General features: G+C 59.4%; 18 protein-coding genes, 1 tRNA gene and 2 pseudogenes. 12 read left to right on the top strand and 9 right to left on the bottom strand.

What is annotated here, in order from left to right; translation table 11 throughout:
* The first annotated feature begins 185 nt into the window (after positions 1-185).
* Positions 186-1,398: pseudogene (locus tag AKJ29_RS00880) on the top strand (IS5 family transposase).
* 140 nt (positions 1,399-1,538) lie between these two features.
* Here the strand turns inward: AKJ29_RS00880 and AKJ29_RS00875 are convergent.
* Positions 1,539-2,186, bottom strand: coding sequence for an RluA family pseudouridine synthase (locus AKJ29_RS00875; protein WP_055187300.1), 648 nt, complete (start codon positions 2,184-2,186; stop codon positions 1,539-1,541).
* 197 nt (positions 2,187-2,383) lie between these two features.
* Between AKJ29_RS00875 and AKJ29_RS19110 the strand changes: the two genes are divergently transcribed.
* Positions 2,384-2,869 (top strand): hypothetical protein, encoded by a 486-nt coding sequence (locus AKJ29_RS19110; RefSeq protein WP_139231429.1) that lies wholly within the window; start codon positions 2,384-2,386, stop codon positions 2,867-2,869.
* Between the two features lie 148 nt (positions 2,870-3,017).
* Here the strand turns inward: AKJ29_RS19110 and AKJ29_RS00865 are convergent.
* Positions 3,018-3,104 (bottom strand) — tRNA-Leu (locus AKJ29_RS00865).
* Positions 3,105-3,267: 163 nt separating this feature from the next.
* Here AKJ29_RS00865 and AKJ29_RS00860 point away from each other — a divergent pair.
* Positions 3,268-4,248, top strand: coding sequence for a complex I NDUFA9 subunit family protein (locus AKJ29_RS00860; protein WP_055187298.1), 981 nt, complete (start codon positions 3,268-3,270; stop codon positions 4,246-4,248).
* A gap of 86 nt (positions 4,249-4,334) precedes the next feature.
* Here AKJ29_RS00860 and AKJ29_RS00855 read toward each other — a convergent pair whose 3' ends face one another.
* Complete coding sequence (locus tag AKJ29_RS00855; RefSeq protein WP_055187297.1) at positions 4,335-5,138, bottom strand: undecaprenyl-diphosphate phosphatase; 804 nt, start codon at positions 5,136-5,138, stop codon at positions 4,335-4,337.
* 255 nt (positions 5,139-5,393) lie between these two features.
* Here AKJ29_RS00855 and AKJ29_RS00850 point away from each other — a divergent pair, with 255 nt between their 5' ends.
* The 3 genes from AKJ29_RS00850 to gltB are packed head-to-tail and all read left to right on the top strand — an operon-like array spanning position 5,394 to position 12,224.
* Positions 5,394-6,827: an NAD(P)-dependent oxidoreductase gene (locus AKJ29_RS00850; protein WP_055187296.1), complete on the top strand. Its 1,434-nt coding sequence runs from the start codon at positions 5,394-5,396 to the stop codon at positions 6,825-6,827.
* Between the two features lie 28 nt (positions 6,828-6,855).
* The gene (locus AKJ29_RS00845; RefSeq protein ID WP_139231430.1) at positions 6,856-7,674 is read left to right on the top strand and encodes an alpha/beta hydrolase family protein; all 819 of its coding nucleotides are present in this window, start codon (positions 6,856-6,858) and stop codon (positions 7,672-7,674) included.
* An 11-nt stretch (positions 7,675-7,685) separates the two neighbouring features.
* Positions 7,686-12,224: a glutamate synthase large subunit gene (gltB, locus tag AKJ29_RS00840; RefSeq protein ID WP_055187294.1), complete on the top strand. Its 4,539-nt coding sequence runs from the start codon at positions 7,686-7,688 to the stop codon at positions 12,222-12,224.
* Between the two features lie 415 nt (positions 12,225-12,639).
* Here gltB and AKJ29_RS00835 read toward each other — a convergent pair whose 3' ends face one another.
* Together AKJ29_RS00835 and AKJ29_RS19575 are read right to left on the bottom strand one after the other, a co-directional pair.
* Entirely contained in the window at positions 12,640-12,876 is a 237-nt protein-coding gene (locus AKJ29_RS00835; RefSeq protein WP_055187293.1) for a hypothetical protein, read from the bottom strand.
* 45 nt (positions 12,877-12,921) lie between these two features.
* Positions 12,922-13,071 (bottom strand): hypothetical protein, encoded by a 150-nt coding sequence (locus AKJ29_RS19575; RefSeq protein ID WP_161805357.1) that lies wholly within the window; start codon positions 13,069-13,071, stop codon positions 12,922-12,924.
* A 193-nt stretch (positions 13,072-13,264) separates the two neighbouring features.
* Here AKJ29_RS19575 and mtgA point away from each other — a divergent pair, with 193 nt between their 5' ends.
* The 4 genes and pseudogenes from mtgA to AKJ29_RS00815 all read left to right on the top strand — a co-directional run bounded on the left by mtgA (position 13,265) and on the right by AKJ29_RS00815 (position 16,930).
* Positions 13,265-14,014 carry a monofunctional biosynthetic peptidoglycan transglycosylase gene (mtgA, locus tag AKJ29_RS00830; protein WP_055187292.1) on the top strand — a complete coding sequence of 250 codons (750 nt, stop codon included), beginning with the start codon at positions 13,265-13,267 and terminating at the stop codon, positions 14,012-14,014.
* A 61-nt stretch (positions 14,015-14,075) separates the two neighbouring features.
* On the top strand, positions 14,076-14,741 hold the full coding sequence (gene fzlA, locus AKJ29_RS00825; RefSeq protein ID WP_055187291.1) for an FtsZ-binding protein FzlA: 666 nt from the start codon (positions 14,076-14,078) through the stop codon (positions 14,739-14,741).
* A complete protein-coding gene (gene queG / locus AKJ29_RS00820; protein WP_055187290.1) occupies positions 14,738-15,799 on the top strand; it encodes a tRNA epoxyqueuosine(34) reductase QueG in 1,062 nt (353 codons plus the stop codon). Before fzlA ends, queG begins: the two co-directional genes overlap by 4 nt.
* Positions 15,800-15,941: 142 nt before the next feature.
* Positions 15,942-16,930, top strand: a pseudogene (locus AKJ29_RS00815) (cytochrome-c peroxidase).
* Between the two features lie 53 nt (positions 16,931-16,983).
* On the opposite strand, the gene AKJ29_RS00810 reads toward AKJ29_RS00815, so the two are convergent.
* From AKJ29_RS00810 to AKJ29_RS00800, 3 genes are all read right to left on the bottom strand, one after another.
* Complete coding sequence (locus tag AKJ29_RS00810) at positions 16,984-17,397, bottom strand: hypothetical protein (protein ID WP_055187289.1); 414 nt, start codon at positions 17,395-17,397, stop codon at positions 16,984-16,986.
* Between the two features lie 16 nt (positions 17,398-17,413).
* Complete coding sequence (locus AKJ29_RS00805; RefSeq protein WP_235477218.1) at positions 17,414-17,764, bottom strand: hypothetical protein; 351 nt, start codon at positions 17,762-17,764, stop codon at positions 17,414-17,416.
* A 262-nt stretch (positions 17,765-18,026) separates the two neighbouring features.
* The gene (locus tag AKJ29_RS00800; RefSeq protein ID WP_055187287.1) at positions 18,027-18,893 is read right to left on the bottom strand and encodes a branched-chain amino acid aminotransferase; all 867 of its coding nucleotides are present in this window, start codon (positions 18,891-18,893) and stop codon (positions 18,027-18,029) included.
* A 218-nt stretch (positions 18,894-19,111) separates the two neighbouring features.
* On the opposite strand from AKJ29_RS00800, the gene AKJ29_RS00795 reads away from it, so the two are divergent.
* The gene (locus AKJ29_RS00795) at positions 19,112-19,627 is read left to right on the top strand and encodes a MarR family winged helix-turn-helix transcriptional regulator (protein ID WP_055187286.1); all 516 of its coding nucleotides are present in this window, start codon (positions 19,112-19,114) and stop codon (positions 19,625-19,627) included.
* Positions 19,620-20,318 (top strand): response regulator, encoded by a 699-nt coding sequence (locus AKJ29_RS00790; protein ID WP_055187285.1) that lies wholly within the window; start codon positions 19,620-19,622, stop codon positions 20,316-20,318. Before AKJ29_RS00795 ends, AKJ29_RS00790 begins: the two co-directional genes overlap by 8 nt.
* 86 nt (positions 20,319-20,404) lie before the next feature.
* Here AKJ29_RS00790 and AKJ29_RS00785 read toward each other — a convergent pair whose 3' ends face one another.
* Entirely contained in the window at positions 20,405-20,971 is a 567-nt protein-coding gene (locus AKJ29_RS00785) for a hypothetical protein (RefSeq protein WP_055187284.1), read from the bottom strand.
* Position 20,972 lies beyond the last annotated feature (1 nt).

Below are 20,972 nucleotides of genomic sequence, written 5' to 3'. Positions count from 1 at the left end.
ATAAGGGGGGCAAGGGCAAGATAGGTGACGCATGGTCAGCAGGGTCTTACGCCATCTTCGGGGCATGGCTGGGGCGCTGCCCCAGACCCCGAGGTTTCTAACAGGCTGCTGAAATAGTCCTGCCTCGACAGCGGTTTGAGAACATGATTCACCATCCGGGATGGTTACGGCGGGGGGGGGGGATGATGCGCGGAACGGACGAGACGAGCGGGTCGCTGTTCAGCTATGTCGATCTTGAGGAGCGCATCCCGCCGCGACACCCGCTGCGCAAGATCCGGCAGGTGGTGAATGACGCGCTTGCCAGCCTCGATGGCGAATTCGAAGTGCTTTACACGGATTTCGGCCGCCCCTCGATCCCGCCGGAACGGCTGATCCGGGCGAGCTTGCTCCAGATCCTGTTCTCGATCCGCTCCGAACGGCAGTTGATGGAACAGATGGATTACAACCTGATGTTTCGCTGGTTTGTGGGCCTCGGGATCGACGATCCGGTATGGGTCCCCACGGTATTCACCAAGAACCGCGACCGGCTTCTGACCACGGAAATGTCGCGCAAGGTAATGGCGGCGATCCTGGCGCACCGCGAGGTCGCGCCGCTGCTGTCGGACGAACATTTCTCGGTCGATGGAACGCTCATCAAGGCTTGGGCATCGATGAAAAGTTTCCAGCCCAAGGCTGAAGCCGCTCCGCCTGACGATGAAGGACCCGATGATCCGCCCGCGCCTGTTGGCCCCCTTGAGACCGCGCCTTCCGAGACCCCAGCCGAGACAGACCCGATGCCCCGCAACAAACGCCACCACCGCAATGCCGAGGTCGACTTCAAGGGCGAGAAGCGCTCGAACGCGACGCATGCCTCGACCACCGATCCGGATGCGCGCCTTTACAAGAAATCCCCCGGCACGGGTGCCATGCTGTGCTTCATGGGGCATACTCTGATGGAGAACCGCAACGGGCTGGTCGTGCAGGGTGATCTGACCCAGGCCCCTCTCGGCAGATTGCTGCGCAATCGCCTGCCGGGCAATGGACGGTCATGCCGAGCGCAAGGCGGCACTGGACATGATCCATCGACATTCCCCCGGATCGACGCGGCAGCTGACGCTGGGTGCCGACAAGGGATATGACGCGGCCGGGTTCGTGTCCGACCTGCGCCAAGCCTGCGTCACGCCCCATGTCGCCCAGAAAACGAGATTTTCAGCAATCGATGGCCGAACCACCCGGCACGAGGGCTACGCTCTATCCCAGCAGCACCGAAAGAAGATCGAAGAGCCGTTCGGATGGGCCAAAACCGTCGGCGGCATGGCGCAGACCATGTATCGGGGCGTCGAACGCATCCGGTCCCGCTTCATCCTGACCATGGCCGCCAACAACCTTGCCCCGCTGCCGAGGTTGCTGGCGGTATGAAGGGAAAGATGGCCCCAGAAGCGAGCCGTGGGCGCGCCGACAGACATGACACTTCAGTCGAACCGGACCTGACGACGGGAAAGCGTTCCGGCTCAGCGACTATTTCAGCGACCTGTTAGGGCAAGAAAAAGCACATCGGATCAGAACGGGGTTTTTGCGCGAAAACTCATGCCTTTGCCCCCATCCGGGTGGCGCAGGCGGAGCTGTTCGGCATGCAGCATCAGGCGCGGTGCGTTCAGGGCGTCACCGGTTGCGTAGAACGGATCGCCCAGGATCGGGTGGCCAAGTTCCAGCATATGCACGCGGAGCTGGTGGCTGCGCCCGGTTTTGGGAAAGAGCCGCACCCGTGTATTGCCCGCCTCATACCGCATCACTTTCCAGTCGGTGATGGCCTGTTTGCCGTTTTCATGATCCACATGCTGTTTTGGCCGGTTGGGCCAGTCAACAATAAGCGGCAGGTCGACGGTGCCTTCTTTCTGCGCCAATTCCCCCCAAACCCGCGCAACATAGGTCTTTTTGGTCTGACGCTTTTCAAATTGCAGTCCCAGGTGGCGTTGCGCATGAGGGGTCATGGCAAAAACCATCACGCCGGACGTATCGCGATCCAGGCGATGCACCAGGAGAGCCTCGGGGAACACGTTCTGAATACGTGAGATCAGGCAATCCGCAAGATGCTCCCCTTTTCCGGGGACAGACAGCAATCCGGAGGGTTTATCCACCACGAGGATTTCATGGTCCTGGTGGAGAATCACCAAAGGATCCTGCGGAGGGGCGTAGGCATCAGTCATGTCGGGCGGAATAGCCAGGCAGGCGGAAAGAGGCAAGGGACCGAGCGCTGAGGGGAGAAAGTTGGCCAATACGGCACGCTCCCGTTCTTGCGGAAGTGGGCCTGTCGCGCTTTCTCTCATTGCGAGTGAAATCTATGTGTTAGTTAGCCAACAAAACTCTTCAGCACCTCAAGTCGTTATTTAACTGGGCAATACGCATGCAGATTCTGGACATGCGCAACCCTTGTGATCCCATTCAAAAAAGGAAGATCACAAAAGGGAGGCGCGACTACACGCCAGAACAGGTGAAAGAGATTGCATGGCATGTGTTCAATCCGCCCGTGCGGCAGATCATTAGCCTTGAGGGATTGTCTGGTCGAGAGAAGCAAGCAGCAGCACTAAAAGCAGGTCACGCCACGCAAGAACATGATCAGCTCGTCGAACTATGCAGCTACATGGGCATTCTGTTCCTCACAATGGCACGGCCAGCCCCCCAGCTTTCCAACAGGGCTGCCAATCGGGTTGACTGTTCGGAGGGAGAAAGTCCTGAGACCCCATTCTTTGCCAAGCTCACCATATGCTCAATCCGCTCATGCACGGCACCGTACCGCATCATGGCTTCGTTCATGGATTTACCGATGACGGTTATGAATTCACGTTTCCGAACGACTTCTTCGAGAATCTTTGGGACCCTACGTCGATAAACATAGCTGCCGGTTCGTTTGTCTTGCTTGAGGTATTTCACGGTCACATTCCGCATCGCTTTGCCCATTTGTGTAGGTAAGCGTGTATGCAAATCGAATGCAAGGGAACTAATTCCCCATATAATTCAACCACTTAAAGCGAGATAAATGGTGCCCAGAAGAGGACTCGAACCTCCACGTCCATACGGACACTAGCACCTGAAGCTAGCGCGTCTACCAATTCCGCCATCTGGGCACGGTTGGTGAGGGGCGATGTAATGGGTATGCCGGGGGGGGTCAAGCGGGAAATGTGGGTTTTTTGAAAAAACCTTTCCACCTTGCCCAAACCGGTCTGGAAAGCTATGAATTTGCGCGAGATATGCGAAAGCATTTGCGCGAGATTTGCAAGGAGGACATGGATGTCCAAGCTAGTGACCATTTACGGCGGGTCCGGTTTTGTAGGGCGCTATGTTGCGCGCCGCATGGCAAAGCAGGGCTGGCGTGTTCGCGTGGCGGTGCGCCGCCCGAACGAGGCCCTTTTCGTCAAACCCTATGGTGCAGTTGGCCAGGTTGAGCCGATGCTGTGCAATATCCGCGATGACAATTCGGTGCGCGAGGTCATGCAAGGCGCTGATGCTGTTGTGAATTGTGTCGGCATCCTGCTGCCGCGCGGCAAGAACACCTTCCATCAGGTGCACGACATCGCCGCCGGCCGGATCGCCCGAATTGCAGCCGAAGAAGGCGTTGAGCGCCTTGTGCATGTGTCGTCACTGGCCTCGGACCCGGACGCCCCCAGCCAATATGGCCGCACCAAAGCGCGTGGTGATGCCGCCGTGCAGGAGGCGTTCCCCTCTGCCGTCATCCTGCGCCCGTCGATCATCTTTGGGCAGGAAGATGCGTTCTTCAACCGCTTCGCAAACATGACCCGGATGAGCCCGGTGATTCCCGTGGTCGGCGCTGACACCAAATTCCAGCCGGTGCATGTGGATGACGTGGCCGCAGCTGCCGAGAAAGCTGTTCTCGGTCAGGCCGAGGCTGGCATTTACGAACTTGGCGGCCCAGATGTGGAGAGCTTCCGCGATCTACTCAAGCGTATGCTGCGCCATGTGCAGCGTCGCCGTGGCATCGTGAACATCCCGTTCGGCATTGCCCGCATCAATGCTTTTGCGTTCGACATGGTGCAGAAGCTCAGCTTTGATCTGGTGCCGTCGCTTCTGAGCCGCGACCAGGTGCGCAACCTGCGCGTGGACCACGTGGTCAGGGACGATGCGAAAGGCTTTGCCGATCTGGGCATTCAGCCGAAGACCATGGACGCGATGCTGCCCGATTACCTGTGGCGCTTCCGCGAAAACGGACAATATGCAGCCATCACGGCGTCCGCCAAGAACCTCAAAGCCTGAGGTCACGGTATCTGAAATGCAAAAAGGCGCGGCAGGGACCGCGCCTTTTTTACATACGGGGTTATGTTGCCAAGCGGCGGAACGCTTTAGCTATACGCATAGACCAACAGCACCAGCCCAAGCGCCACGCGATAGATCACATAAGGCGTAAAGCTGACCGACCGCAGAAGGCGCATCATCAAACTCAGCGCGAGAAGGGCCGCGCCGAATGACAGCACCGCAGCAATTGCCCCATCTTTTGCCAGTTGCCAATTGGCCTCGGCGGCCACCTCTGCCCCCAACAGGACACCGGAGGCAAAGATGGTCGGGATCGACATCAACATGGCAAGCTTTGCCCCGTCCGAACGCGCATATCCCAGCGCCCGCGCCCCGGTGATGGTGATGCCCGAACGCGACGCTCCGGGGATCAGCGCGACCGCCTGCCAAAGCCCCATGATCAAAGCATCCCGCAAGGTCCAGTCGCCTTCGCGCTTCGCCTCGCCCCCGTTTCGGTCGACAATGTAAAGCACGATGCCAAATCCCAGCATGGTCCAGGCGATCACCTTGACCGACCGCATCGCATCATCCAGCCCGGTCAGTTTCAGCATCAGCCCAAACAGAACAGCAGGGAGCGTGGCCATCATCAACAGAAACGCCAGCCTTGCGCCGGGCGTATCGATACGCCCCGTCAACATGCGCGGAATCCCGGCCAGCCCCATCCGCACATCCCGCCAGAAATAGATCACCACCGCCAGCAAAGTGCCAAGATGCACCGCCACATCAATCGCCTGCCCCTGATCGGGATACCCCGTCACCACCGGCACCAGAACCAGGTGTCCGGATGACGAGACCGGCAGGAATTCGGTGATTCCCTGCAGAATTGCGACTAGGAAAAGATGCGCGAGCGTCATTGGGACACCTGTGGTAAAAGCCTGTATTCGTAAGATTTTGGCAAGCTACCTGCTTGTGAGCGAAAGGGAAGGGGAAATAAAGGTAAGTACAGCTTACTTATTTTTCATGAGCTTGCGAAGAAACTCACATCGGAACCGTAAAAAATCGACATATAGGTCAATATTGCTGACTTTTCATTTGCTCCAGCCTTATTTACAAGGGCGTACCCAGCCATGTGTTCCCAGCGGACACGCAGATGTGACGGAGAGCAAGGAATGGCCAAACAGCCGATGTTGAAATTTGTGAGCGTCAACCGCGATATGCCCGAAAAGCGGTCGGCAGAAACTCGCAAAGAGGACTTTCAGGAAATCTATGCCGAGTTCGCGGCCGCCAAGGCAGAAGAACAGGCCAGCCGCTGCAGCCAATGTGGCGTGCCCTACTGTCAGGCCCATTGCCCATTGCACAACAACATCCCCGACTGGCTGCGCATGACCGCCACCGGTCGGTTGAAAGAGGCCTACGCTCTCAGTCAGGCCACCAATACCTTCCCGGAAATCTGCGGTCGCATCTGCCCGCAGGACCGTCTGTGCGAAGGCAATTGCGTGATTGAACAATCCGGCCATGGCACCGTCACCATTGGCGCGGTTGAGAAATACATCACCGACACCGCATGGGAACAGGGCTGGGTGGAAGAGATCACCGCGGGCCCAGCCACCGGCCAAAGCGTTGCCATCATTGGCGCGGGTCCGGGCGGTCTGGCGGCGGCTGACGTGCTGGTGCGCGCAGGCCACGCGGTCACCATCTATGACCGTCACGACCGGGCGGGTGGGTTGCTGACCTATGGCATCCCCGGCTTCAAGCTGGAAAAAGACGTGGTGATGCGCCGGGTCCAACTGCTCGAACGCGCCGGCGTCACCTTCAAACTGAACAGCAATGTGGGCGAGGACGTCACCTTTGCCGACATTCGTGACAGCCATGATGCCGTGCTCATCGCCACCGGTGTTTACAAGACCCGCGACCTGTCCGGTCCCGGCGCAGGGGCCACGGGCATCGTGCGGGCGATCGACTATCTCACCTGTTCGAACAAAACCGATTTTGGCGACACCGTGCCGGAATTTGAAAGCGGCGAACTGAATGCCAAGGGCAAGAAAGTTGTCGTGATTGGCGGCGGCGACACCGCCATGGACTGCGTGCGCACCGCGATTCGTCAGGGGGCCACCTCGGTCAAATGCCTGTATCGCCGCGACCGCGCCAACATGCCCGGCTCGCAGCGCGAAACGCAGAACGCCGAAGAGGAAGGCGTGGAATTCGTCTGGCTGGCCGCCCCCAAAGGTTTCACCGGTGAACCGGTCAACGGCGTGATGGTGCAGCAAATGCGCCTTGGCGCCCCGGACGCCTCTGGCCGTCGCAGCCCCGAAGTGATCGAAGGGGCGGATTATGTCGAAGAGGCCGATCTGGTGATCAAGGCGCTTGGCTTTGAACCGGAAGACCTGCCGACGCTCTGGGATCAGCCGGACCTGCCGGTCACCCGCTGGGGCACTGTGAAAGCCGCGTTTGGCACCCACCGGACCGACATGGAAGATGTCTGGGCCGTGGGCGACATCGTGCGTGGCGCGTCATTGGTCGTCTGGGCGATCCGTGACGGGCGCGAAGCGGCTGCCAACATTGTTGAAAGCCTGAACGCCCGCGCCGCGGTCGCCGCTGAATAACTGACCCCAATCTGGCCCCATCAAACACATGAGATCTGGACTTCGCAAATCACTTCGTCAGGTGCTCTTTCGCCTGAAGTCCCGCACCCTGTATCAGGATGCGGAGTTGGAGATGCGTGCGCTGGAAGGTCGTGGCGATGGGGCAATGATCGTCTTTACCAGCTATCACAACAATGTCGCCAAGCGGGGATTGCTGGAGTTCGCCGCCAGCGCCTCGCAGCAGGGTCTGCGCCACTGTCTGTTCATCACGGACCGGACGCAGGGCTGGTTTCAGGGCGAGAAAAAGTCGGCCACGATCATCAGGGTCGTTGCCGATTATTTGACCCGGAACCGGATTGCAAAAACGATGACCGTTGGGGTGTCGATGGGCGGATATGGCGCGCTGTCTTATGCGCGGGATCTGGGGGCCGGACGGGCCCTGGCATTTGCGCCGCAATATTGCCCGCGCCCGGACCGTTTTCCGTCGGACCAGCGTTGGCTGGCGGCCCGTCGGCGCATCGCACATTTCAGCCGCCCCTCGCTGGACAGTTCCATGCGGGGCGGCCCGCAGTTCACCTTGCTGCATGGTCGCCGGAATCGCGAAGATATGCTGCATTGGCAGTCCTTTTCGCAAGGTTCGCACATCGACCACTATCTTGCAGATATCGAAACCCATGACGTCATCGACCCGCTGCGCAATGCCGGAATTCTGTATCCGGTCATCGACAGTGTCTGGAATGACGACACCCAAACCACGAACACGCTGCTGAAGAAGATCCACGCCGTGCGGCGCCTGCCGCAGGAAACAGCCTCCGCAGCCACCACCGAACAGCCCGGCCCGAGCGCACCTCGGCCTTGCCACCACTGAAGGAGAGCATCATGACGAAATATGATGAAAACTGGGCCCGCCACGAAGAAGCGAAACGCGCCTATATGTCGGAACACAGCCTCTATCGCGAAGAGGACGAGCACAGCTCCTGTGGGGTCGGTCTTGTGGTGTCCACCAATGGCAAACCCTCGCGCCAGGTGGTTGAGGCCGGCATCAACGCCCTGAAAGCGATCTGGCACCGCGGCGCGGTGGATGCGGACGGCAAGACCGGGGATGGCGCCGGTATTCACGTGCAGATCCCGGTTCCGTTCTTTTACGACCAGATCAAACGCACCGGACACGAGCCGCGCCCCAACCAGCTGATGGCCGTGGGTCAGGTGTTCCTGCCACGCACCGATTTCGGCGCTCAGGAAGCCTGCCGGACCATCGTGGAAACCGAAATTCTGCGGATGGGTTATTACATCTATGGCTGGCGCCACGTGCCCGTCGACATCTCCTGCCTTGGCGACAAGGCCAACGCCACCCGCCCCGAGATCGAACAGATCATGATCTCGAACTCGAAAGGTGTGGATGAGGAAACCTTTGAGCGTGAGCTTTACGTGATCCGCCGCCGGATCGAGAAAGCCGCAGCCAACGCGCATATTTCCGGGCTTTATATCGCCTCCCTGTCCTGCCGCTCGATCATCTACAAAGGCATGATGCTGGCCGAACAGGTGGCCGTGTTCTATCCGGACCTGATGGACGAGCGTTTCAAATCGTCTTTCGCCATCTATCACCAGCGCTATTCGACCAACACCTTCCCGCAATGGTGGCTGGCACAGCCCTTCCGCATGCTGGCCCATAACGGTGAGATCAATACGCTCAAGGGCAACCTGAACTGGATGAAATCGCACGAGATCCGCATGGCCTCTTCGGCCTTCGGGGATCTGGCCGAAGACATCAAACCGATTGTGCCCGGCGGTTCTTCTGACTCCGCTGCCCTTGACGCGGTGTTCGAAGTGCTGGTGCGCGCAGGCCGCTCGGCCCCGATGGCAAAAACCATGCTGGTGCCGGAAAGCTGGTCAAAACAGGCGATTGACCTGCCGGATGCGTGGAAAGACATGTATTCCTACTGCAACTCGGTGATGGAACCCTGGGATGGCCCCGCCGCCCTTGCCATGACCGATGGTCGCTGGGTCTGCGCCGGTCTTGACCGCAACGGCTTGCGTCCGATGCGTTACGTGGTAACCGGGGACGGGCTGCTGATCGCAGGCTCCGAGGCGGGCATGGTGCCCATTGAAGAAGCCACCGTCGTTGAAAAAGGCGCACTTGGTCCGGGGCAGTTGCTTGCTGTCGATATGAAAGAGGGCAAGCTCTACCACGACACGGAAATCAAGGACAAGCTGGCCGCCGCCCAACCCTTTGGCGACTGGGTCGGCAAGATCCACGATCTGGAAGAGGATCTGGCCGGTATCGAGGAAAAACCGCTGTTTTCCGGCGATGAGCTGCGCCGCCGTCAGGTGGCCGCCGGTTACACGCTGGAAGAGCTGGAACAGATCCTGGCGCCGATGGCCGAGGACGGCAAAGAGGCGCTGGCCTCGATGGGGGACGACACCCCCTCTGCGGTTCTGTCGACCCAATACCGCCCGCTGTCGCATTTCTTCCGTCAGAATTTCAGCCAGGTGACCAACCCGCCGATCGACAGCTTGCGCGAATTCCGCGTGATGTCGCTGAAGACCCGGTTTGGCAACCTCAAGAACGTGCTGGATGAAAACGGCGGCCAGACCGAGATTATCAGCCTGGAAAGCCCGTTTGTCGGCAATGAGCAGTTCATTGCCATGACCAAGGCTTTTGAAGCCCCGATGGTCGAGATCGACTGCACCTTCCCCGCCGGGGGCGGCAATGGCGCGTTGCAAACCGCACTGAGCGAGATCCGCGCCAAGGCCGAAGAGGCAATCCAGTCTGGCGCCGGGCATCTGGTGCTGACCGATCAGGCACAGGGCGAAGACCGTATCGCGATGCCGATGATCCTTGCCACCTCGGCGGTGCACAGCTGGCTGGTGCGCAAAGGTCTGCGCACCTTCACCTCACTCAACGTGCGGTCCGCCGAATGCCTTGATCCGCATTACTTTGCGGTTCTGGTGGGCTCCGGTGCCACCACGGTCAACGCCTATCTGGCCGAAGACAGCCTTGCGGACCGTATTGAACGCGGATTGCTGGACTGTTCGCTGACCGAAGCGGTGAGCCGCTATCGCAATGCGATCGACCAGGGTCTGTTGAAGATCATGGCGAAAATGGGGATCTCGGTGATTTCCTCCTACCGTGGCGGTTTGAATTTCGAGGCCGTTGGCCTCTCGCGCGCCATGGTGGCCGAATATTTCCCCGGCATGATCAGCCGGATCTCGGGTATCGGGATCTCAGGCATTCAGAAAAAGCTCGAAGAAGTGCATGCCGCGGGCTTTGGCACGGGCAACATGGTTCTGCCAGTTGGCGGGTTTTACAAAGCCCGCAAATCGGGCGAGACCCACGCTTGGGAAGCCCAGTCGATGCACCTTCTGCAAAACGCCTGCGACCGCGCGTCCTATGCGATGTGGCAGCAGTATTCAAAACGCCTGCAATCCATGCCGCCGATCCACCTGCGTGACCTCTTGGCAATCAAGCCGCTGGGCAATCCGGTGCCGATCGAAGAAGTGGAAAGCATCACCGCGATCCGCAAACGTTTCGTCACCCCCGGCATGTCGCTGGGCGCCCTCAGCCCCGAAGCACACCGCACCCTGTCGATTGCCATGAACCGCATCGGCGCCAAGTCGGATTCGGGTGAAGGCGGCGAAAGCCCCGAGGATTTCACCCCGGAACCCAATGGCGACAACGCCTCCGCTAAGATCAAACAGGTGGCATCAGGCCGTTTTGGTGTGACCGCCGAATACCTGCTGCATTGTGAAGAGCTTGAGATCAAAGTGGCGCAGGGTGCAAAACCCGGCGAAGGTGGCCAGCTGCCCGGCATGAAGGTGACCGACCTGATTGCCAAACTGCGCCATTCGACCAAAGGCGTGACGCTGATTTCGCCGCCGCCGCACCACGATATCTACTCGATCGAGGATCTGGCGCAGCTGATCTACGACCTCAAGCAGATCAACCCGCGCTGTAAGGTGACAGTGAAACTGGTGGCATCAAGCGGTGTTGGCACGATTGCTGCCGGCGTGGCCAAGGCCGAAGCCGATATCATCCTGATTTCCGGCCACAATGGTGGCACCGGGGCCTCGCCTGCGACCTCGATCAAATTCGCAGGTCTGCCGTGGGAAATGGGCCTGACCGAAGCGCATCAGGTGCTTGCGATGAACAACCTGCGCGACCGGATCACGCTGCGCACCGATGGGGGCCTGCGCACCGGACGTGACATTGTCATGGCGGCAATGATGGGCGCCGAGGAATACGGCATCGGCACCGCGGCCCTGATTGCGATGGGCTGTATCATGGTGCGTCAGTGCCAGTCGAACACCTGCCCGGTGGGCGTCTGCACCCAGGATGACGACCTGCGCGCCAAATTCTCCGGCTCGGCCGACAAGGTGGTGAACCTGATCACCTTCTACGCCCAGGAAGTGCGCGAGATCCTCGCCTCGATCGGGGCCCGGTCGCTGGATGAGGTGATCGGTCGCGCCGACCTGCTCAGCCAGGTGTCGCGCGGGTCCGCTCACCTTGACGACCTCGACCTAAACCCGCTGCTTCTGACCGTGGATGGGGCAGACCGGATTTCCTATGACCGGGACCGTCCGCGCAACCCGGTGCCGGACACGCTGGACGCTGAAATCGTGCGCGACGCGGCGCGGTTCCTGAAAGATGGCGAGAAGATGCAGCTGAGCTATGCGGTGCAGAACACCCACCGCACCGTCGGCACCCGCACCTCGTCGCATATCGTGCAGAAGTTCGGCATGCGCAACAACCTGCAGCCCGATCACCTGACGGTGAAGCTGACGGGGTCGGCCGGTCAGGCGCTGGGGGCCTTTGCAGCACCCGGCCTGAAGATTGAAGTGTCGGGGGATGCCAACGACTATGTGGGCAAGGGTCTGTCTGGTGGCACCGTTGTGGTGCGCCCGCCGATGGCCAGCCCACTGGTGGCGGCTGAGAACACGATCATCGGCAACACGGTGCTTTACGGCGCGACCGACGGGTATCTCTTTGCGGCGGGTCGCGCGGGTGAGCGTTTCGCCGTGCGCAACTCGGGCGCCAAGGTGGTGATCGAAGGCTGCGGGTCAAACGGTTGTGAATACATGACCGGCGGCATCGCGGTGATCCTGGGGTCGATCGGTTCGAACTTCGGCGCAGGGATGACCGGTGGCATGGCTTATCTTTATGATCCCGAGGGCAAGTCTGGCGACCTGATGAACATGGAAAGCCTGGTCACCTGCCCGGTCACCGTGGATCACTGGGAAGCTGAGCTGAAATCTCTGGTCGAACGCCACGTCGCCGAGACCGGATCAGCCAAGGGCACCGAGATCCTGCGTCACTGGGATTTTGAAAAAGGCAACTTCCTGCAAGTTTGCCCGAAAGAAATGCTCAACAAGATCCCGGCGCCTCTGTCGCTGGAAAGCGAAGCTGTTCCGGCAGAGTAAACCTTTAAAGCGTTTCGACTTATTGTCGGATCACGACAACAGATATGAAACGCCCGCGCAAGCCGCGGGCGTTTTGCTTTTTTTCTTCGCGCGTGGACCACGGGGGGAAAGATGTGGGGGCCGTGGCAAGGGGGGAAACAAAGCAGGGGCTTTGCCCCTCGGCCTGACGGCCTCACCCCAGGATATTTGAGACAAGAAAATGAGCAGCGCCGGGCGGCCTGAACCAATCCCCTGCCTTGCACCCTCCCGGAAGTTTAACACGAGGCAAGGGTTTTGCTGAGGCACCAAAAATCGTGGCCATTTTCAAGCCGCAAGGCCCAGTCCAACGGGATATGCTCCACCCCATGGGCGGCGCCCATGACCGCCCAATCACAAGGGCGCGGCCGCAGCTGTCGCCGCCTGCCAGAATATTCCGTCAAATGGCATCGGCAAAATCTTCTGCCTGGTGCAAAATATGAAAGGCCAGCGGCAGGCCCCGTATCAGGGCACAGGCGCGGCCGGTAACCTCTCCATAAGCGACACTGTCATAGACATCAGTGGTCAGGGCCTGTCGAAGCGGGGCACCGAAAGGGTCGGGGGCATGTGTGGCGGCCTCCGAAAGCACATGGTGCAAGTCCCCTCCGGCCTGCACCTCTCGCAAGATCCCGGCCACCAGAAGACCGGCATCTCTGGCCAGCAGATTATCATGCGTGACCTGTTACAGGAGCAGCCAGAGCGCCGCACCGCAATGTGAAAGGGTCTCGACCTCTTTTCCCTCATGGGCAAAAAATGAAGGCACATTTTTATAATGATCGGGGTCGGGCGAGAGAAAGGCCACGTCATCATGGGCCGCGACGATCTCTTCCAACCGCGCGCATCATAACCCCAGTGCCCCCATTGCGACAGCATCTGCGGTGAGGGCTCCGAACGGCGTGGCGGAAATCAGTTTTGTCTGGGTCATGGCGCGTCCTCCGGTTGGAAATAGTGTGCGCCTGATGCCATGCTTTTTCCAGTCGGTCACAACACGTTGACCCCCCCGCCCTACTGTGGGAAAATTCAGCGTGGCAAAGAGCAAGACAAAACAACGCGCGCCCGGCAAAAAGGGCAAAACAGGCAAGGCCAAGGAAAAGCCCGGCTTTCACCCGATCCGCTTCGCGCGTCGGTGGGGGCGGCGTGTGGCCCTGGGTGTCCTTGCGGTGATTGCGCTGACTGTAGGCAGTTATGCCATTCTGAACCCACCCACGACCCCCTACATGATTTCGGAAAAGATGCGGCTGGGATGGCTGGACCAGCAATGGGTGTCGATGGACGAGATTGCCCCGGTCATGGCGCGCTCGGTCGTGGCTGCGGAAGATGCGAATTATTGCGCCCATTGGGGGTTTGACATGCGCGCCATCCGGGCGGCGATTGATGACGGTGGCAACCGGGGGGCCTCGACAATCTCGCAACAGGTGGTGAAAAACACCTATCTGTGGCAGGGGCGATCATGGCCACGCAAGGTGCTGGAGGCGGTGCTGACGCCTTTGGTGGAGCTGGTCTGGACCAAACGGCGCATTCTTGAGGTCTATCTGAACGTGGCGGAATTCGATGAAGGTGTCTTTGGCGTGGAGGCCGCAAGCCGCCACTATTTTGGTGTCGGACCCGATCAGCTGACAGCCACACAGGCAGCCCGTCTGGCGGCAGTCCTGCCCAACCCAAAGGAACGTTCCGCCGCAAGACCCTCAACTGCGCTTCGCAAACGTGCGGCCCGTATCGTGGATGGGGCTGCCACGATCCGCCGGGATGGGCGGGCGGAATGTTTCGAGGATTGATCCCCCGCGCCAAAGCGGGCAGAACGGGGAAAACCCCCTTGCCACTGGAACACGACCCAACATGATCCGACTTTTCCACGTCCCCCTGTCCCCGTTTTGCCGCAAAGTGCGCCTGTCGCTGGCGGAAAAGAAACTTGAGGTCGAACTGGTAGAAGAGAAGTATTGGGAGAGGTCCACCGACTTCCTGCGCCGCAACCCCGCAGGCAAGGTGCCGGTTTTGAAAATCGACGGCAAGATCCTGACCGAAAGTGCTGCGATCTGCGAGTATCTTGAAGAGCTGCACCCGACACCTCCCCTGATGCCATCTGATGTGGATGGCCGTTATGAGGTGCGCCGCCTGGTCAGTTGGTTTGACGACAAGTTCCACAACGAAGTGACGTCGAACCTGCTTTACGAACGGGTGAACAAGAAGGTGATGGGGTCGGGTTATCCGGAAAGTGCGCGGGTGAAAGCGGGCGCAAAGGCGATCAAATACCATCTGGATTATCTGGGCTGGCTGCTGGATCAGCGCCGCTGGCTGGCAGGCAACAGCATGACGCTGGCGGATTTTGCCGCGGCTGCGCATCTGTCGGCGCTGGATTACATCTCGGATGTGGATTGGAACCGGAATGACAATGTGCGCGAATGGTATGCCAAGATCAAATCGCGCCCTGCCTTCCGGTCGATCCTCGCCGATCAGGTGCCCGGCTTTCCGCCCCCGGCCCATTACGCGGACCTGGATTTTTGACGGCTTCCCCCGGCGATCCGGCCACGTTCAAGGCGCGCATTGAGGCAAAGGCCCGCGACGAGGGCTTTGCCGCCTTTGGGGTCTGCCGCCCGGATGCCACACCGGACACCGCGGCGCGTCTGGCCCAATATGTGGCCGAGGGGCGACATGGCGATATGGGGTGGATGGAAGAGCGGATGCACTGGCGCGGATCTGCCGCTGCGCTGTGGCCCGAGGCGCGTTCGGTCATCATGCTGGCCGAACCTTACACACCGGAACATGATCCGCGTGACGTGCTGAACATGCCCGACAAGGGCGCCATTTCCGTCTATGCGCAAAACCGCGACTATCATGACATCGTGAAGAAACGCCTGAAACGGGTCGGGCGCTGGATGGTGGAGCAGTTCAGCTGTGAAATCAAAGTATTCGTCGACACGGCCCCGGTGATGGAAAAACCCCTGGCCGCGGCGGCAGGGTTGGGGTGGCAGGGAAAGCATTCGAACCTTTTGTCCCGCGAGCTGGGCAACTGGTTCTTTCTGGGGGCAATTTTCACCACGCTGGAACTGCCGGCTGATCCGCCGGGCACAGAGAATTGCGGGTCCTGCCGGGCCTGTCTGGATGCCTGCCCGACCGATGCTTTTCCCGCCCCGTTTCAGGTCGATGCACGGCGCTGCATCTCGTATCTGACCATCGAGCATAAAGGCCCGGTGGAGGAAGAGCTGCGCGGCAAGCTGGGCAATCATATCTATGGGTGCGACGATTGTCTGGCCGCCTGCCCCTGGAACAAGTTTGCGGTGCAGGCGCAGGAACTGCGCTATGCGGCGCGGGCGGACTTGCTGGCCCCGGACCTCGCAGAACTGGCACTGCTGGATGATACGGCGTTTCGCACCAAGTTTTCCGGCAGCCCGATCAAACGGGTGGGATGGGGGCGCTTCATGCGCAACGTGCTGTATGCCATTGGCAATTCCGGGCGCGCTGATCTTCGCTCTTCAGCAAAACGACATATCGGCTCGGAGGATCCCTGCATACGGGATGCGGCGCAGTGGGCCCTGAATATGTTAACAAAAACAAGCCGCTAAGGAAGAATTTCCCTATTTTGAATTGATCTAAATCAAAGATGATTTAGATCAATTCCAATTGTAGAAGATTCCGATGACACGTTTCTCAATCCCGTTTTTCCTGACAACCGCGCTGACCCTGCCTGTTCCGGCCCTGCCCGCAATGGCACAGACAGACCTGCGCGCAACCGCTCTGGACACGTTCAAACCACTGCCCTCAACCGTTCCGGCCGTTGCAGACAACCCCAGCACCGAAGAAAAAGTCGAGCTGGGCAAAATGCTCTATTTCGACCCGCGCCTCTCAGCATCGGGCGTGTTCAGCTGTTATTCCCGCCACAATCTTGCAACCGGAGGGGATGACAATCTTGAAACCTCGATCGGCCATGGCTGGCAAAAAGGCCCGCGCAATGCGCCCACCGTTCTGAACTCGGTTCTGAATGCAGCCCAGTTCTGGGATGGGCGCGCAGAAGATCTTGCCGCACAGGCCAAAGGCCCGATTCAGGTCGGTGTTGAGATGGCCAATACGCCGGACAATGTGGTGGCCACACTGAACTCGATACCGACTACGTAAATCGGTTCAATGCCAGCTGTGAGGATGGGGTGAGCTTTGACAATATGGCCAAGGCGATAGAGGTCTATGAGGCCACTTTACTGACCCCTGCCCCGTTTGACGCCTGGCTGAACGGAGATGACGCCGCCCTGAACAGCGACCAGCTTGCCGGGTTGGAACTGTTCATGGACAAGGGTTGTTCCTCCTGCCATTCCGGCGTGAATGTGGGGGGCCATGGCTACTACCCGTTCGGCCTGATCGAAAAACCAGGCTCCGAAGTGCTGCCAGAAGGGGATAAGGGGCGCTTTGCGGTGACCGAAACTGCCGATGACGAATATGTCTTCCGCGCGTCCCCCTTGCGCAACATTGCGCTGACGGCCCCTTATTTCCATTCCGGCAAGGTCTGGGATCTGGATATGGCCGTGCAGATCATGGCGGAAAGCCAGCTGGGCGAAGAATTGTCAGATACGGAAGTGCATCAGATCGTGGCCTTCCTTGACAGCCTGACCGGCACTTTGCCACCGCAGGTCGCCCCAATCCTGCCGGCTGAAACCAAGGCCACGCCCCGCCCAACAGCCGAGATCCTGCCCGCGGAAAACTGAACCCCGGCGACCTTGCGTCCCAAACGGGTCGGCCACTTGAGGCCAGCCCTTTCTCAGGATTTTTTTCCCATCCGGTAGGCGGCAGCCACGCTGCGCACCGCGCGGGGGGTCTCTGACAGGTGCATCGGCCCGAACTCGGACGCCCCCACGCGATAAGTCACGCGGATATGCTCCGAGCGCGGCTGCGCCCGGATAACGACATGGACCTCAATTCCCTTGGACAGAAACGCGGAGCGCAGCATGGATTTCACCTGATCCTGCGACATACCCGAACGGGCAAACTCCCCCCACGACACCTCAACCACAATATCCCCCGAACGCACAAAGTAGGAGCGCATCCTGTCAAAGGACGCCGCCAGCGGGCGCAGAGACGGATCCCCGGTTGCCGCGGAATAGGCCAACATCGACACTGTAGGTGCCACCACGACGGCAATCACGGCGAAGAGATACTGGAGTTTGGTATACATTCTAAATCCGATCCAATTATTTATTGACAGGGACATTCATACGGTAGGCTGCAACCGCAGCATTAATGCCTTTGACCGCCTGCACAGCAGGCAGGGGGCCAATGGTGGAGGGCCCGATCCGATAGGTGATTACGCTGCCATTATCAGATACGCCGGGGCGGATCGTGACCTGCACCCCCTTGGCCAAAAACCCGTCTTGCACGGCTTTCCGGAACGCGGCGGGATTGGGAATGCTCGGATCATCAGGATCAAGCTGCAGATCCGCATAGATGATCAACCCCTCCCCCTCATCCTGCAACGCCTCTTTCGTGAGGCCGAGCGGCCGCATCATCGGATCCCCGGACAGACGGTGCCAGAGCAGTGACATAAAGGTTGGCAATACCAGGACGAGTATCAAAACCGCCAGCACCCTGATCTTTGCCATATTGTTCACCCCCATCACATGTCGCCCTTATCCCGACAAACCGAAGTCGATCAGCAGGATAGCCCTATCCTGTTCAAAATTAGTTAAGGGCCCAGAAGATATGAAAAAACCCGACGCAACCAGCGCCGGGTTCCTTGCATTCACTTGTGAGCTAAAGCGTTTCGTCTTTAACCTGAGACAGGGGAAAGTCGTAACGCTTTAGGGATCAGCTGCGCACGAGCTTTTCGTAGTCTTCTGCGATCTCACGGGTCAGTGCGCCCACCTCAAACGTATACTCCCCGATCTGACCAACGGGGGTCACTTCGGCGGCAGACCCGGTCAGCCAGCATTGTTCAAACTCAGCCAGTTCTTCTGGCATGATGCGGCGCTCATGCACGGTGATACCTTTTTCTTTCAACATGCCGATCACGGTCTGGCGGGTCAGGCCGTTCAGGATGGCATCCGGGATCGGCGTGTGCACTTCGCCGTCTTTCACGAAGAACACGTTCGCGCCGGTCGCTTCGGCCACGTAACCGCGATAATCCATGAAAAGCGCGTCCGAGCAGCCTTTGGCTTCGGCCGCATGTTTCGACATGGTGCAGATCATGTAAAGGCCCGCGGCCTTGGCGGCGGTCGGGATGGTTTCCGGGCTCGGGCGTTTCCACTTGGCGATATCAAGCTTGGCGCCCTTCATCTTGGCGTCCCCGTAATAGTCCCCCCAGGCCCAGGCCGCGACCGCCATGCGCACCGGGTTGCGGGCAGAGCTGACACCCATATCCTCGCCAGCGCCACGCCAGGCCACAACGCGGATATAGGCATTGGTGAGGTTGTTGGCCTCAACCACCGCCTGTTTGGCGGCCTCGATCTCATCAACAGTGTAGGGGATGGGCATGTCCATCATCTCACCGGACTTCAACAGCCGTTCGGAATGTTTGCGCGACAGGAAGATCTTGCCGTCATAAAGGCGCTCGCCCTCAAACACCGAGCTTGCATAGTGAAGTGCATGGGTCAGGATGTGGACATTTGCGTCACGCCAGTCGATCAGCTGGCCATCCATCCAGATTTTGCCGTCGCGGTCGTCATATCCGCTCATGTTCCGTTCCTTTGTCTTATGGGGCTGGCAAACAGGCCACCCCCTGTCAGTTTTTCGATTGTTGCGCAAGTTAAGACCGTTTCGGACACAATATTACGCAAAAACTGGATATCGCTAACAATTGATTCTTGGAAAGTCAACAACACTGACATAAAATCCAAAACTGTAACAAATTTCGTGAACCCCAACCCGCAACAGGCGGAGAAAGGGATCTTGCCATGAGAGAAAGTCGACCGGCCCCCGCGCCCGGCGGGCAATCCCTGCTGTTTCTCACCGATGAACAGCTGCGCAAAGGGATCGAGGCGATGTTCTTTGCCTATCGTGGGTTTACGGCAGATCCTGATCGTATCCTCGAGGAAAAGGCCTATGGGCGCGCGCATCACCGGGCGATCCATTTCATTTCCCGCAGCCCCGGCACCACGGTGAACAACCTTCTTTCCATCCTTGGCGTGACCAAGCAATCGCTCAATCGTGTGCTGAGAACGCTGATCGAAGATGGGTTGGTGGAAAGCCGGGTCGGCACACGGGACAAGCGCGAACGCCACCTGTTTCTGACCCAAGCCGGGGAAGAGCTGGAGCGGGAATTATCTGATGCCCAGCGCGACCGGATGCGGGCGGCCTATCGCGAAGCCGGCCCCGAGGCCGTGCAGGGATTTCGGACTGTTCTGGAGGCCATGATGGACCCCGAATTGCGCCGCCATTTTAATCGGTTGAAGGAGGTTCAGAATGGCTGATCTAGCGGATGCCCACCTGCTGATCATCGACGACGATGAACGGATCCGCACTTTGTTGCGCAAATTTCTGGTTCGAAACGGGTTCTGGGTGTCCGCGGCGCGCGATGCACAGCACGCCCGCAAAATCCTATCCGGGCTGGATTTCGACCTGATCGTCTGTGACGTGATGATGCCGGGGGAAGACGGGATTTCCCTGACCCGCAGCCTGCGCGCCAACATGACCACCCCGATCCTGTTGCTGACCGCCAAGGGCGAAACCGACGACCGGATCCGGGGGTTGGAGGCCGGGGCGGATGACTATCTGGCAAAACCGTTTGAACCGAAAGAGCTTTTGCTGCGGATCAACGCGATCCTGCGCCGGATGCCCGCGGCAGAAGAGGTCGCACCGACCTCGCTTGGGCTGGGCGGGCTGCGGTATGACATCGAACGTGGCGAGCTGTGGGAAGGTGAGGAGCTGATCCGCCTGACGGCCACGGAAAACCAGTTGATGAAGATCTTTTCAGCCCAACCGGGAGAGCCCGTCTCGCGTGGGGATCTGGTGGTGAAACTGGGGCGGGATGAAGGGCAGGCACAGGAACGTGCGGTGGATGTGCAGATCACCCGCTTGCGCCGCAAGCTGGAAGCGGACCCGAAACAGCCACGCTACCTTCAGACCGTGCGCGGCGCAGGCTATATGCTGGCGCCAGACTAAGCCTGCGAGCCTGACTGACCCCGTGAGGCTGGGGGTTTTGCACCCCCAGACCCCCGCAAGGTATTTAGAGCAAGAAAAAAGCGGGATCAGTTGTAATACGCCGCACATTCGGCGAGCATCTCCTCGGGCCAGTCCGCAATCGGCACCGCTTTGGTTGTCACGCGAATGGCCGTGGGGTTTTCGTCCTGACCAAGATGGATCATTCCCTTTCCGGCCAACAGGTTCAGGTCACAAAACCCGATATCGTCGGGGTTCAATGTGTCCCGCCAGAAAAAGGAATAGCCAGCCACCCGCATCTGCCCATTTCGAAACGCAAGCGTCAGTGTCTGTTCCCACCGATTGCGACCGATCGAGCTGTTTTGGGAGATGACCTGCAGCGACCCCACCGGGGTGATATCCAGCCATGGTTCCTGCCCGAACCCACCGATCCAGACCAGATTTGGCCGAACAACCGGCGCACCATTGCTAAGGGTCAGGTGAAGTGTCCCTCCCCCCATTTCAGGCTCGGTGATCTCGGCACTGTCAGCCACGCCATCCCCGGTGAAATCCCCCTTGATATGGAGCGGAAACGGATCTTCGGCAAAGGCGGGGGCGTCAACCAGAGGTAGGAAAGCGTCAAAAGAGATATCAATGTCATGGGCATTTCGAAACAAA

The sequence above is a fragment of the Aliiroseovarius crassostreae genome, assembly GCF_001307765.1.
In the GTDB taxonomy this organism is placed as follows: Bacteria; Pseudomonadota; Alphaproteobacteria; order Rhodobacterales; family Rhodobacteraceae; genus Aliiroseovarius; species Aliiroseovarius crassostreae.
The sequence above is the reverse complement of the archived record's forward strand: the minus strand, read 5'-3'. Positions and strand labels throughout refer to the sequence as shown.

What these genes read in the sequence shown, in the direction of transcription:
- AKJ29_RS00875 (WP_055187300.1), bottom strand. Translation starts at nt 2,186, where the DNA reads ATGACTGATGCCTACGCCCCTCCGCAGGATCCTTTGGTGATTCTCCAC.
- AKJ29_RS19110 (WP_139231429.1), top strand. Translation starts at nt 2,384, where the DNA reads ATGCAGATTCTGGACATGCGCAACCCTTGTGATCCCATTCAAAAAAGG.
- AKJ29_RS00860 (WP_055187298.1), top strand. Translation starts at nt 3,268, where the DNA reads ATGTCCAAGCTAGTGACCATTTACGGCGGGTCCGGTTTTGTAGGGCGC.
- AKJ29_RS00855 (WP_055187297.1), bottom strand. Translation starts at nt 5,138, where the DNA reads ATGACGCTCGCGCATCTTTTCCTAGTCGCAATTCTGCAGGGAATCACC.
- AKJ29_RS00850 (WP_055187296.1), top strand. Translation starts at nt 5,394, where the DNA reads ATGGCCAAACAGCCGATGTTGAAATTTGTGAGCGTCAACCGCGATATG.
- AKJ29_RS00845 (WP_139231430.1), top strand. Translation starts at nt 6,856, where the DNA reads ATGAGATCTGGACTTCGCAAATCACTTCGTCAGGTGCTCTTTCGCCTG.
- gltB (WP_055187294.1), top strand. Translation starts at nt 7,686, where the DNA reads ATGACGAAATATGATGAAAACTGGGCCCGCCACGAAGAAGCGAAACGC.
- fzlA (WP_055187291.1), top strand. Translation starts at nt 14,076, where the DNA reads ATGATCCGACTTTTCCACGTCCCCCTGTCCCCGTTTTGCCGCAAAGTG.
- AKJ29_RS00810 (WP_055187289.1), bottom strand. Translation starts at nt 17,397, where the DNA reads ATGTATACCAAACTCCAGTATCTCTTCGCCGTGATTGCCGTCGTGGTG.
- AKJ29_RS00805 (WP_235477218.1), bottom strand. Translation starts at nt 17,764, where the DNA reads ATGTCACTGCTCTGGCACCGTCTGTCCGGGGATCCGATGATGCGGCCG.
- AKJ29_RS00800 (WP_055187287.1), bottom strand. Translation starts at nt 18,893, where the DNA reads ATGAGCGGATATGACGACCGCGACGGCAAAATCTGGATGGATGGCCAG.
- AKJ29_RS00795 (WP_055187286.1), top strand. Translation starts at nt 19,112, where the DNA reads ATGAGAGAAAGTCGACCGGCCCCCGCGCCCGGCGGGCAATCCCTGCTG.
- AKJ29_RS00790 (WP_055187285.1), top strand. Translation starts at nt 19,620, where the DNA reads ATGGCTGATCTAGCGGATGCCCACCTGCTGATCATCGACGACGATGAA.